General features: G+C 34.8%; 12 protein-coding genes. 1 reads left to right on the top strand and 11 read right to left on the bottom strand.

Annotated elements, in window-relative coordinates:
• Nucleotides 1-114: 114 nt before the first annotated feature.
• A complete protein-coding gene (gene dtd, locus ACFOZZ_RS06950; RefSeq protein ID WP_006505489.1) occupies nt 115-573 on the bottom strand; it encodes a D-aminoacyl-tRNA deacylase in 459 nt (152 codons plus the stop codon).
• Between the two features lie 68 nt (nt 574-641).
• Here dtd and ACFOZZ_RS06945 point away from each other — a divergent pair, with 68 nt between their 5' ends.
• The gene (locus tag ACFOZZ_RS06945) at nt 642-1,910 is read left to right on the top strand and encodes a replication-associated recombination protein A (RefSeq protein WP_147556442.1); all 1,269 of its coding nucleotides are present in this window, start codon (nt 642-644) and stop codon (nt 1,908-1,910) included.
• 6 nt (nt 1,911-1,916) lie between these two features.
• Here the strand turns inward: ACFOZZ_RS06945 and miaA are convergent, their stop codons facing one another.
• The 10 genes from miaA to ACFOZZ_RS06895 form a co-directional block, all read right to left on the bottom strand.
• Complete coding sequence (miaA, locus tag ACFOZZ_RS06940; protein ID WP_055233759.1) at nt 1,917-2,831, bottom strand: tRNA (adenosine(37)-N6)-dimethylallyltransferase MiaA; 915 nt, start codon at nt 2,829-2,831, stop codon at nt 1,917-1,919.
• A complete protein-coding gene (gene mutL, locus ACFOZZ_RS06935) occupies nt 2,828-4,597 on the bottom strand; it encodes a DNA mismatch repair endonuclease MutL (RefSeq protein ID WP_376814951.1) in 1,770 nt (589 codons plus the stop codon). Before mutL ends, miaA begins: the two co-directional genes overlap by 4 nt.
• Nucleotides 4,598-4,605: 8 nt before the next feature.
• Nucleotides 4,606-7,095 (bottom strand): DNA mismatch repair protein MutS, encoded by a 2,490-nt coding sequence (mutS, locus tag ACFOZZ_RS06930; protein WP_413587718.1) that lies wholly within the window; start codon nt 7,093-7,095, stop codon nt 4,606-4,608.
• Between the two features lie 39 nt (nt 7,096-7,134).
• Nucleotides 7,135-8,238: a M20/M25/M40 family metallo-hydrolase gene (locus ACFOZZ_RS06925; RefSeq protein WP_278778786.1), complete on the bottom strand. Its 1,104-nt coding sequence runs from the start codon at nt 8,236-8,238 to the stop codon at nt 7,135-7,137.
• A 57-nt stretch (nt 8,239-8,295) separates the two neighbouring features.
• Nucleotides 8,296-9,804: an IMP dehydrogenase gene (locus ACFOZZ_RS06920; protein WP_006505483.1), complete on the bottom strand. Its 1,509-nt coding sequence runs from the start codon at nt 9,802-9,804 to the stop codon at nt 8,296-8,298.
• Between the two features lie 52 nt (nt 9,805-9,856).
• On the bottom strand, nt 9,857-10,195 hold the full coding sequence (locus tag ACFOZZ_RS06915; protein WP_055289215.1) for a YlbF family regulator: 339 nt from the start codon (nt 10,193-10,195) through the stop codon (nt 9,857-9,859).
• Nucleotides 10,179-11,630 (bottom strand): tRNA (N6-isopentenyl adenosine(37)-C2)-methylthiotransferase MiaB, encoded by a 1,452-nt coding sequence (gene miaB / locus ACFOZZ_RS06910; protein WP_278778784.1) that lies wholly within the window; start codon nt 11,628-11,630, stop codon nt 10,179-10,181. Before miaB ends, ACFOZZ_RS06915 begins: the two co-directional genes overlap by 17 nt.
• A gap of 72 nt (nt 11,631-11,702) precedes the next feature.
• Nucleotides 11,703-12,629: an AEC family transporter gene (locus ACFOZZ_RS06905; RefSeq protein WP_279147637.1), complete on the bottom strand. Its 927-nt coding sequence runs from the start codon at nt 12,627-12,629 to the stop codon at nt 11,703-11,705.
• Between the two features lie 58 nt (nt 12,630-12,687).
• A complete protein-coding gene (locus ACFOZZ_RS06900; protein WP_022424184.1) occupies nt 12,688-12,933 on the bottom strand; it encodes a hypothetical protein in 246 nt (81 codons plus the stop codon).
• A 78-nt stretch (nt 12,934-13,011) separates the two neighbouring features.
• On the bottom strand, nt 13,012-13,794 hold the full coding sequence (locus ACFOZZ_RS06895) for a TIGR00282 family metallophosphoesterase (protein WP_055233753.1): 783 nt from the start codon (nt 13,792-13,794) through the stop codon (nt 13,012-13,014).
• Nucleotides 13,795-13,826 lie beyond the last annotated feature (32 nt).

The following is a 13,826-nucleotide window of genomic DNA, read 5'->3' as shown; positions in this document are numbered from 1 at the left end:
CTTATATTACCACCATTCATTTCGCTTGTAAAGGCCTTTTTTGCGATTTTATTCATTTTTTGTTAAAAAAGATAAAAAAAGGCTTACATACCCTCTTATTACCTTATAATTGCTTTATTTATGTGGTATTAATTCATCGCTATCTAAAACAATGGTAACTGGTCCATCATTAATTAACGCACATTTCATATCAGCGCCAAAGATTCCTGTTTCTACATGAATCCCTTGATTTCTTAAGCATTCATTGAAATAATCATAAAGTGGTGAAGATATATCTGGCTTAGCTGCATTAATAAAACTTGGTCTTCTTCCTTTACGACAATCTGCATACAATGTGAACTGTGAAATAGAAAGAATAGAACCTTCGACATCTAATAGTGAACGATTCATTTTCTGGTTTTCATCTTCAAATACTCTTAAATGAATCACTTTTTCTACAAGACGGTCAATAATTTCATGATTATCTTCTTCATTAAATCCAACAAGAATCATATAACCCTTACCAATAGCGCCATGTATTTCTCCATCAATTGTAACGCTTGCTTCTTTTACTCTTTGTAAAACAATTTTCATATTGCTCTCTCCTTACAAAATCATGTTATAATTATACATGATTCTTAAAAGAAAGGAAACAAACTATGATTCATAAGACACTTGCAGATTCTATGCGCCCTATTGGTTTAGATGATGTGATCGGACAGAAACATCTTGTAGGCGAAAATAGATTACTAAAACAATTTGTAAAGAAAGATCATCCCATGTCTATTATCTTATATGGCCCTCCAGGTTGTGGGAAAACTACTATCGCAAAAGCACTTGCTCATGATCTGAATATTCCTTATCGTATCTTTAATGCCTCAACAGGTAATAAGAAAGAAATGGATCAGATTATTACTGAAGCAAAGCTTTCTGAAGGATTGTTTGTAATTGTAGATGAAGTTCATCGTCTAAATAAAGATAAGCAGGACCACCTATTACCCTATATCGAAAGTGGCTTATTGATTATTGCTGGCTGTACAACAGCCAATCCTTATCATTCAATCAATCCTGCCATTCGTTCAAGATGCCATTTATGCGAAGTCAAGCCTTTAAATAATGAAGAAATCGTAGAGGCATGTAAAAGAGCAGCAGTGAGTGAAAGAGGTCTGAATCATCAATACGAAATAGATGAAGATGTTTATGATTATATAGCAAGGATGAGCAGCGGTGATGTACGTTATGCTTATAATTGCCTAGAACTTGCTACCATCTATGCCCCTGATACCCATATAACATTAAATATAATACAAGATGCTGTACCTCGTGCTAATATGCAGTTCGATAAAGACGAGGACCAATATTATGATACTTTAAGCGGTTTACAGAAATCTATCAGAGGATCTGATCCTAATGGTGCTCTTTATTATTTCGCAAAACTAATAGATGCCGGAGACATTGAATCTCTTGAAAGAAGATTGATCACAACTGCCTATGAAGATATAGGCCTTGCCAATCCTAATGCCTGTATGCGTACAGTTCTCGCTTTTCAAGCAGCTAAGACAATTGGTTTTCCTGAAGCAAGAATTCCTCTTGCAAGCTGTATTATAGAATTGGCTTTATCCCCTAAATCAAGATCTAGTGAAGATGCAATCGATGCAGCGCTTGCTTCCTATCACAACGAGCCTCATAAGGCACCTCAGTATATCCGTTTAACACCTGTTGGTGTCGCCGAAGAAGATCGTTATGACTATAATAGACCTGATTTATGGGAATATCTCCAGTATCTTCCTGATGAAATCAAGGATGCGCAATTCTATGTGCCTTGGCTGACAAGCCGTTATGAAAAGTCATTGACTGAGAATTACCAAAGGATTCTCAAGCATGGCAGAACAACAAATATCAGAAAACTCAAAAAGGATAAGCCTCGCTAAAGAGACTTATCCTTTTTCATACCACTCTTTAATATCTTTTAAGACGTTCTGAATCGTTGAAGCAAAATCTTCTAGATTCACATCATACCAGTGAACATCAAACTGGTTATTAAACCATGTATATTGCCTTTTCGCATAATTGCGTGAATGTTTCTTGATTTCTTCAATGATTTCTTCTTTTGATTTTAAACCTTCAAAATAATCAAACCACTCTTTATAACCAATCGCCTTCATAGATTGTGCATTACGTGATAAGCCTGAGTCATAGATAGTTCTTACTTCTTCTTCTAATCCCTGTTCAATCATGAAATCAACACGCTTGTTAATACGTTCATATAAAACAGGACGAGGTAATGTGAGCCCTACAAAATAAATATCATAAACAGGCTTATGTTCCTGAGCCTCTAGAATATCACTTTTTCTTTTACCAGATTCCTCATAAATCTCAATAGCACGCAAAACTCTTTGGCGATTATTTGGATGAAGATCCTGTGCAGACTGAAGATCAAATGATGCTAAATACTGATGTAATTCTTCATTTGTATAATGTGCATACTTTGCTTTGATTTCATCATGCTTTGATTCTGTTTCTTCAAAAATATAATCATAAAGAGCCCCTTTAATATAAAGGCCTGTTCCTCCTACGACTATAGGCATATCAATTGTGTCGATATAGTGGCGCACTTCTTTCTGGAATTCACTGACAGAAAAAGTTTCATCAGGATTTTTGATATCAATCATATGATGGATAATGCCCTGCATTTCTTCAGGAGTCGCTTTCGCTGTTCCAATATCCATTGTACGGTAGATCTGCATAGAATCACCGCTAATGACTTCTCCATGAAGTGCTTCTGCAAGAGAAACACCCATACGTGTTTTACCTACGGCTGTAGGTCCACAAACTGCAATTACTTTTTTCATACTACAACCCTCTTAAATAACTTTTCTATTTCATAATCACTATAGAATATAATTGTTGGTCTACCGTGAGGACAAACATAAGGATTATCACAACGCATCAAATTATCAACAATAGTCTGCATATCCTGTGTTGTAAGATATGTATTCCCTTTAACACTTGCTTTACATGCAAGTGTCGCAATTGCATGCTCCTGCATTGCAACAATATCTACGCTCTGATTGTTTAATACCTCTTGGATCATTTCATCAATAAAAATCTTCTCATCAATATTCTTCATCCACAAAGGCAGACCACGCACGATATAAGAATGACGGCCAAATGATTCAAGATGAATACCTACTTCTTCTAGCAGTTCCTTATGCTCATCAATGACTAAACATTCACTTTCTGGATATTCAAAAGTAAGTGGAACAATCATTGGCTGTATAGATAAATCAGGATGAGAAAACTTATTCAAGAAATATTCATAATTAATACGTTCCTGAGCAGCATGCTGATCAATGATATAAAAACCACGTTCGTTTTCTCCTAGAATATAAGTGCCTCTTGTTTGTCCAATAACCTTTATTTTTTCTTTAATAGGTTTAAGTGGTTCTTCTTTAGGCTGTACTTTAACTTCGACCTTTTCAGGTTCATAAACAGGTATGTCTTCATGAACTGTTTCAAGAATAGGTTCTTCTTTGACTTCTTCATATACTTCATCAAGAGGAATAGTCATCTGAGCAAGACTTGGCTTAAAAGATGCTTTTTCCGTTTCTCTTGTAGAAGGTTTATAAGTAAGATTCTTTTTAGATAAAGCCTCCTCTAAACCTTTAAGAAGTAATTCCTTAAGTTCTGTTTCTTTAGAAAAACGCACTTCAAGTTTAGCAGGATGAACATTCACATCGACTAAATAAGGGTCTACATCAATCTCTAAAATCGCAATAGGAAATCTTTTATCTGCAAGGTAGCGACGATATACCTCATTGATTGTATTGATTGTTTTCATATTTTTGACATAACGATGATTTACAAGAGTAACAATATGATTTTTTGAAGAGCGCGATGTATCAATTTTAGATATATAACCCGAAACATGGAATTCCTCATTTCCAAAATCGACATGAATCATGTTCTTTGCGACAGGAAGACCATAAATTTCGCTAATTACTTCTAGTAAATTATTTCTACCATTGGTCTTGAATATTGTTTTATGGTCATGTACAAGCATAAAAGAAATTTCAGGATGTGCTAAAGCAAGACGTTCTACATAAGAATAAATAGCTGCAAATTCAGCATTAATAGACTTCATATATTTAAGTCTCGCAGGCACATTCTGGAAAATACGTTCAACCGTGATCTTTGTACCACGATTCATTGCCACGCTGTCTACTGATTTTCTTTTTCCAAATTCATATTCTACTTTTGTATTTTCTTCTCCATCACTTGTTTCAAGTGTGAAAACACTAATAGAGGCAATAGAAGGAATAGCTTCTCCTCTAAAACCCAATGTTGTGATATTGAATAAATCATTCTCATCTACAATCTTGCTTGTCGCATGACGACTAAAACAAAGAAGCGCATCTGTACGATTCATTCCTATCCCATCATCGATAACAGACATACTGCTTGTACCACCCTGTTCAACAAGAATCGTGATACTTTTTGCCTTGGCATCGATACTATTTTCTGTAAGTTCTTTAATAACACTAGCAGGACGTTCAACAACTTCTCCTGCCGCAATCTTATTGGCTAGATTTTCACTCAATTGTCTAATATGTCCCATATACTCTCCTACAACATCTTCTTTAATTCAATTAATGTACTTAAGGCATCAAGTGGTGATAAACTCATTGGATCAATACCTTTAAGTGTTTCTTCTACGGCACTTGTTTTAACAACAGACTGCACTTCTATATTTTGAAGCTTTTCTTCAATATTGTTGTCTTCTAACGATTTTAAAATCGCATCAGCACGTACAATAACCTGTTCAGGTAATTTTGCCAGTTTCGCAACATTTATACCATAGGACTGACCTGAAGGTCCATCTTCAATATGATATAAGAAACGAATAGAATCATTTGAGATATCAGCACCTGCATGAACATTCTTAATAGAAGCACCTTCCATACGTGTTAATTCATGATAATGCGTTGAAAAGAAAGTCAACGAATGATTATGATTGGCTACATATTCTAAAATACCTTGAGCTAGTGCCATTCCATCAAATGTCGCTGTTCCTCTACCAATTTCATCAAAGATGATTAAAGAATTCTCACTTGCATATTTCAATGCATTATTTGCTTCTAACATTTCTACCATGAAAGTAGACTGACCGCCAATCAGATCATCACTTGCTCCAATACGTGTAAATATTGCATCAAAAACAGGAAGAGCGGCACTTCTTGCCGGCACAAAACATCCAATCTGTGCCATGATCATCGTCAAAGCCATCTGACGCATATAGGTAGATTTACCACCCATATTCGGACCAGTAATCAACATGATTTTTGCATCTTCACCTAAAGACACATCATTCTTAACATAATTTTCTTTTGAAATAACTTCCTCAACAACAGGATGTCTTCCTGCTTCAATATGGATAATATGCTCATCATTGAAAACCGGACGTACATAATCATTACGACCTGATACAAGTGCAAAAGATGTGAAAACATCCACCTTAGCAACAACCTTGGCAACATCCTGTATCTCATGTACAAAGCCTTTGATATACTGTCTAACCTGTGTGAATATTTCATATTCTAAAGCAACAATACGATCCTGTGCAGATAGAATCTTATTCTCCATATCCTTTAGTTCAGGCGTGATAAATCTTTCTGCATTTGATAAGCTCTGTTTTCTTGTATAGTTGAATTCATCCTTAACCAAAGGTAAATAGCTTTTAGTCACTTCGATATAATAACCAAATACACGGTTATACCCCACCTTTAAACCTTTGATTCCAGTACGTTCTTTTTCTTTTTCCTCAAAGGCCATCAGCCATTTTTTTCCATTCTTACGAATATCACGCAATTCATCCAATTCTTTATTGTAGCCATCCTTAATGATATTTCCCTCTTTGATTACTAGAGGTGGATCATCGACAATCGCTTCATCAATTGTCTGGATAATAGGTGATAAATCAACTAACTGCATAGCAAGTTTATTTAATTGTGGATGATCAAGACTTAATAACTGATACTTTAATTCTGGAATCACCTTCAACGAAGAACAAATCCACTTTAAATCTCTCGCATTCACATTTCCAAAAGCCACTCGAGAAGCCAGCTTCTCAATATCATAAATATCATTGATCATATCAATGATTGTTTCTCTTTCTAAGAAGTTATCCATGAACACTTCAACAAGATCGAGTCTTTCTTCAATCTTCTCTTTAGAAATAAGAGGCTGATCAATCCATTGTTTCAATAAACGACCACCCATTGCACTATGTGTATGATCTAATAACCATAATAATGTGCCATATTTTTCATTATTCGCATTCTTAGTGAGTTCTAGTGCTTTTTTAGTAGCACTTTCCATATAAACATAATCTTCCTGTTTCACTTCTACAATCGTCTGAATATATTCCAATTCTCTTTTTTGTGTATCAAGAAGATAATTCAATAGGTTTGCACAGATCTTGATCTGTTTTAAATCATTAATATTCTCAAATATTTTCTTATAGTTATCTTTTATTGTTTCATCTTTAAAAGAAGACATCATCACGCCATCAATAGAAATAGAATCATCTTCCACAACTATTTCTTTAATACCTAACGATTCAATCTTATTACGTAAAAGATGTTCCTTTTTCTCTAGATTTAAACAATAGAATTCACCTGTTGATAAATCAGCATAAGCCAATGTATAAGAGAAATCAAAAACACCTAACGCACCAATAAAGTTATTAACCTTCTCATTTAACTTAAAGTCCATCAAAGTACCAGGTGTAACAATCTGAACAACACCTCTTTCTACAAGACCCTTTGCTTTTGGGTCTGAAAGCTGTTCAACAATAACAACCTTATGACCTTGTTTGACTAATTCTTCTACGTAACCTGTTGCAGCATGAAAAGGAACCCCACACATTGGAACACGTTCTTTTACACCTGCATTTTTTCCTGTTAAAGCAAGATTTAAAGCTTTAGAAGCGACTGCTGCATCATCAAAGAACATTTCATAGAAATCTCCTATACGATACATTACAATTGCATCCTGATAATCTTTTTTTAATTCTAAATATTTCTCCATCATGGGAGAGTATTTTTCTTTTTTCAAAATGATACCCACTCCTAACTCACTCATTATAACATATTTTTAATCAATCATAAGAAGTAATGCTAATTGAGCACTCTTTTCTAATTCATCTATCGTTGTATATTCACTCACACTATGACAATCATTCATAGCACATGCAACTACAATACCTCTGATTCCTTCTTTCACAAATCTATTATTATCAGAACCACCATGTGTAGAAATAAGGTGTGGTGCTAATCCAAGCTTATTACAGGCACGTTTAAAGCGTTCGACAACCTCTTCATCCTCTTCAATTTTATATGCCTCTATATGCACATAATCGCTGAATTCTATATCTCCATGTTCTTTTGCTGCTTCTTCTTCAAAGATCTTCTTTATATAACAGCTCCAGTTAAGTGCATCTTGGTGATCAAAACTTCTTATTTCTCCAGTAATAATAACTTCTCTAGGGACAATATTACGTCCTTCTCCACCCTGAATAGTACCAAAATTGACTGTTGTCTTATCATTCACATGACCATTAGGAATGCGAATTATGGCACTTGAGGCAATCTTTAAGGCATGAATACCATCTTCAGGATTAAAACCTGCATGGGCACTTTTACCCTCAACAACAATCTTAAAAGAAACAATAGAAGGAGCCTCTATTGCTGCTAAGCCTACTTCACCCGCTAAATCAAATGTATAACCAATACGTGATTGAATGCGACCAAAATCATAATAAGCACTTCCTGCATCATAAGGTTCTTCAGCTACGCTGATGGCAAGTTCTATATCACCATGAGAAATATTCTGTTCTTGGATTGTACGAATGGCTTCAATATAAGAAGCAAGTGCAGAGACATCATCAGCACCGAGAACTGTTGTTCCATCACTTGTAATACGTCCATCTTCATGAACAATAGCATGCTTCCCATTACCTGGTGATACAGTATCCATATGTCCTGAAAACATAATAGGCTCTTTATGAACATCACCTTTCAATACCGCATAAATATTCCCTGCTTCAAAGCCTTCTATAGGCATTTCTATACACTCCATATGACATTCTTTAAAAACCTTCATCAAATAGTCTTTCATCTTCTTTTCATGATAGGATTCACTATCAATAGAAACCATTTCACAAAATGTCTGAGCAAGTCTTTCTTTATTAATTACCATGAATATTCCCCTTAAAATCAAAAATGGAAGGAATATATTATTCCTTCCATCCTCCTATTATCTGTTACCTGAATTTGAAGAGTCTTTTAATAAGACATCATGTGCGCCACCTTCAACAATTGAAGTTGCAGACACAAGCTGGATCTTCGCTTTTTCCTGTAATTCAGCAATTGTAAGTGCCCCGCAGTTACACATTGTATGCTTCATCTTGCTTAATGATAAACTAACGTTATCTTTTAAGCTACCAGCATATGGCACATAAGAATCTACACCTTCTTCAAATGAAAGCTTCTTATCTCCGCCTAAGTCATATCTCTGCCAGTTTCTAGCACGTGCAGAACCTTCACCCCAGTATTCTTTCATATACTGACCGTTGATGTTTACCTTGTTAGTTGGTGATTCATCAAAACGAGAGAAGTAACGACCTAACATAATGAAATCAGAACCCATTGCAAGAGCAAGAGTCATATGGTAATCATGAACGATACCACCATCAGAACAGATTGGGATATAAATACCAGTTTCTTTGAAGTATGCATCTCTTGCTTCAGCTACTTCAATAGTTGCAGTTGCCTGGCCTCTACCGATACCTTTCTGTTCACGAGTGATACAGATAGATCCGCCACCAATCCCGATTTTGATGAAGTCAGCACCAGCTTCTGCTAAGAATCTAAATCCTTCACCATCTACAACGTTACCAGCACCAACTTTTACAGTATCACCATAGTGTTCTCTGATCCATGCGATAGTGTTAGCCTGCCAAGCTGAATAACCTTCAGAAGAGTCGATACATAATACATCTACACCTGCTTCAATTAATGCAGGAACTCTTTCTGCAAAGTCTCTTGTGTTGATACCAGCACCAACAACATAACGTTTAGATTCATCTAATAATTCATTAGGATTTGATTTTCTTGATTCATAATCCTTTCTGAATACGAAATATAGAAGTCTATTATCATCATCAATAATTGGTAAAGCATTTAATTTGTTTTCCCAGATAATATCATTTGCTTCTTTTAAAGTAATATCTTTATGTCCGCATACTAACTTATCAAAAGGTGTCATGAAATCAACAACTTTTTCATTTTCATCCATACGGCTGACACGGTAATCTCTACCAGTCACTAAACCAATCAAACGACCATTTGCTGTACCATCTTCAGTAACAGCCATAGTTGAATGACCAGTCTTTTCTTTAAGTGCAAGAACATCTGCTAAAGTATCATTCGCGCTTAAGTTAGAATCACTTGGCACGAAACCTGCCTTATAGTTTTTAACACGTCTTACCATTGCTGCCTGTGATTCAATTGTCTGTGAACCATAGATAAATGAACATCCACCTTCTCTTGCTAAAGCAACTGCCATACCATCATCAGATACAGCCTGCATAACTGCAGATACAAGAGGGATATTTAATGAAAGTGCTGGTTCTTCACCTTTCTTGAATTTAACTAAAGGTGTCTTTAAACTAACATTCTGTGGCTGGCATTCTTCACTAGAATAACCAGGAATCAATAAATATTCATTAAAAGTGTGTGAGGGTTCATTAAAAATATGTGCCATAATAATCTCCTTTTTATATAAATTATATTCAATAATAAACATTTAAAAACATTTAGTCAATAGCTTTTAATAATTCTTCATTGATGATTGTTTCAACTTGTATAAGGTAATCATTTACTTCACTTTTTAGATTCAAATAATTCACAATGAGAGGATGATTTTCAAAGTATTCTTTCTTCTTTGAATAAGCCTTCATCTCTTCTTCGGTCAGTTCACCAAGTGCCTTCTTTTTTAGAATAATCTGGCTATCTTCTTTGATTTCATCTTCTAAAGCCAGCAATTCAGGGTGCTGCTTTAAGGCCTCTTCATACTTCTTAAATTCCTGAATAAGCGGATCACTTAGAATCAGCTTATTTAAAGCTTCTGCCTGAGTCTTAGTTGCTGCTTTCAACCTGTTCCCCTGTTAAAGCCCATGTCTTTGCTTCAGTCACACGAACATCAACAATCTGTCCCACCATTGAGGCATCACCTTTAAAGTTAATTAACTTGTTATGTTCTGTATAACCTGATAAAACATCTGGGTTCTTCTTAGATGGACCTTCTACAAGTACTTTAACAACCTGTCCTAAGTATTTCTGATTGGCTTCATTTGCGTATTTATTTACAAGTTCATTTAAGCGATATAAACGCTGCTCCTTATCACTAAGAGGGACATTGTCTTCCATCTTTGCCGCAGGAGTACCTTCTCTAGGTGAATAAATAAATGTATAAGCTAAATCATACTTACAATAGTTATATAAAGATAAAGTATCCTGGAACTGTTCTTCTGTTTCATTTGGGAAACCAACAATGATATCTGTTGTCACAGTGCAGTCCGGAATCTTTTCTTTAATCATATCAAATAGTTTTAAATAGCTTTCCTTTGAATAACGTCTACCCATCAGCTGTAAAACATCATCATTTCCTGACTGAACAGGTAAATGGATAGAAGGCATGATATTATCATACTTAGCGATAATATCAATCATATCCTCATTAAAGTCCCAAGGATGGCTTGTAGTGAATCGAATACGATCAATACCAGTCTTTGCGACAGCTTCTAATAATGTTGCAAAGTCAGTGCCGTTATTTAAATCCTTACCATAAGAGTTAACATTCTGTCCAAGTAATGTAATTTCTTTATAGCCGCTATTCTTTAATTCTTCTACTTCCTTGATAATTTCTTCTAATTCACGAGAACGTTCCTTACCTCTTGTATAAGGAACAATACAATAAGTACAGAATTTATTGCATCCATACATAATATTGACCCATGCCTTGTAATTATTGGCACGATGACTTGGAAGATTTTCAATAACATCCCCTTCCTTAGACCAGACTTCAAGAACAAGTTCCTTTTCTAACATAGCCTGTTTTAATAGAACTGGGAGACGGTGGATATTATGTGTACCGAAAATAAGATCGACCTGAGGGAATTTCTCTAGAATCTTATTAACAACTACTTCCTCCTGTGCCATACAGCCGCATATACCAAAAATCAGATTTGGTCTAGTCTTCTTAATGTTCTTCAAGTAACCTATCTTACCAAATACTTTTTCTTCAGCATTTTCTCTGATTGCGCAGGTATTTAATAATACAACATCTGCCTGTTTTACTTCGTCAGTATGAGTATAACCCATCATTTCTAAGATACCTGATAATGTTTCAGTATCTCTTTCATTCGCTTGACATCCATAAGTCTGGATATAATATGTCTGTCCTTTTCCAATCCCCACCATATCTGCAGGAATCTCGAATGCATCATCTAAATGTTGTACTTCAGTACGACCTCTAGAACGTGCATCCTTTAAAGAAGGACCTTTAAAATATTTACTATAATCTTTCATAAACGCTCCTTTTCGACACCATTATAACAAATACCCCTCATAAAAAAAACCCTCTAAATTGGGGTAAAAGTATTAAATTAAAAACATATAGACGACAAGTGGAATAGTCAAAACAGAGATTAATGTCGTCATAAAGATTGTCTTAGCTGCTAATTCACTATCTCCGCCATATTTATTAGTAAATAAGACAGCAGAACTACCTACTGGCATAGATAACATAATCAAAGTCAATCCTCTTAAATAATGATCCTTGATCAAAAATGCAATAATTGGATAGGCAATAATCGGTAAAATCAGCTGCTTGACTAGTGTATAAACGTAGACACGTAATTCATTAAATACTTTTTTAATATTCATAGCACCAAGTGTAACACCGATAATAATCATCGCTAAAGGCGTTGTCATATCGCCTATCATACCTGTAAAATCTGTTACAATCTTAGGCGCTCTTATATGCATCAAATAGAGAATAAGTGCTAGAAATGAACATATCACGCCCGGCGTAATCAAATTCTTAAAATTCAGTTTATTGTTTCCCTGCTGGCCAATTCCAATCAAATATACACCTAAAGTAAAAAGCATAATATTAAAAACCATGCCAAATAAAGATGTGTGGAAAACAGAATCATTTCCAAATATAGCTTTCATAATAGGATAACCAATAAAGCCAATATTAGAAAATACTGTCATAAATACATATAAACCCGTTTGATTTTTTGGCACATGCAATAATTTATTAAAAAGTACACCTATAAAAGGTGTTATAACATAAGTAACAACTGCAATACCTAAAATAGTAAAGATTGTTTTTGAGTCACTGTACTTTTCTGTACATAATACAGAATTCAATACCATACAAGGTGTCGTGACCGATAAAACTAAAGATGTGAGTTTACTATTAGTATTCAAATCTAAAATATTTACTCTATACAATAAAAAGCCTAACCCCATCAAGCCAAACAATACAATCATCTGCCCTATAACGACTTTAATATCCATAAAATCTCCCTTCTAAACAAAAAAAGCACAGGAATTCACCTGTGCCTTAAAATGCATCTTATCCAAAGAAACCGTCAGGCTGGATTGAGAAGTACATATAACTTCCTTCTGGAGTCTTTTTAAATAAAGACTTACAATGTGCAGCAGCATCTTCTGGTGATAATTCTGTTTCACATTCAAAAGTAGCTTTAATACCAGCTTTGCTTACATACTTTAATTCTACTTTGTCATCCTTATATCCATCAAAAAAAGTAACTAACTTCTGCACCTGTGCAGTCTGCATTAAAATTTTACATTTAGCCATAAAAATAATGTCCTCCTTCAATAACTAGAAACATTATACTGTATTCTTTACAAAAAGTGAAGACGCTTTCCTTCATTTTCACTTAAACTTTACCTGAGGGTCAATTCTTATTCTTTCAATATTCTTACACTTGTTACCATCAAAATGAAGCAATGTCGCACATAGCTGTCCTTCATCTTCAGCCACTCTAAAAGGTGTCATAATACCTTTTATACTACGTTCAATGATTCCCTCTTTTTCACAGCCAATAACACTTTCATAAGGTCCTGTCATACCAACATCACACTGAAAAGCAGTTCCATTCGGAAGAATCTTTTCATCTCCTGTAGGAACATGGGTATGTGTACCAAGCACTGCGCTGACACGTCCATCGACATAATAGCCAAAAGCAATCTTTTCACTTGTCGCTTCACCATGAAAGTCAATGATATGGATATCACTGTCATCTTCTTCTAAGACAGGATCAATTGCTTCAAAAGGATTCTGTGGTTTTCCATCCATAAATGTAAGACCAAGTAAGTTTGTTACTCTGATTTTCTTTCCTTTTACTTCAATGACTCTAGAACCTACTCCAGGCATCGCCTTAGGCTTATTTAGTGGAACAATTAGTTTATCTGCTTCATCTATATATTCAAAGATTTCTTTCTTAGAATAAGTATGATTTCCCATTGTAATCAAAGAAATACCATGAGACAGTAATTCATCATAGTGTTTCTGTAGTAATCCTTTACCATGGCTTGTATTCTCACCATTCGCTATAACGCATTCTACACTATATTTCTCTACAATTTTTGGGAGGTACGTTGCAATCATTTTACGTCCTGTCTTACCAAAAATATCACCAATAAATAATATATTCATTTTTGTTCACATCCTTAAATAAAAAGTAGATA

The sequence above is a fragment of the Catenibacterium sp. GCM10023432 genome (assembly GCF_042651925.1).
Lineage (GTDB): Bacteria > Bacillota_I > Bacilli_A > Erysipelotrichales > Coprobacillaceae > Catenibacterium > Catenibacterium mitsuoka.
This window is presented reverse-complemented; position numbering and strand designations above follow the sequence as displayed.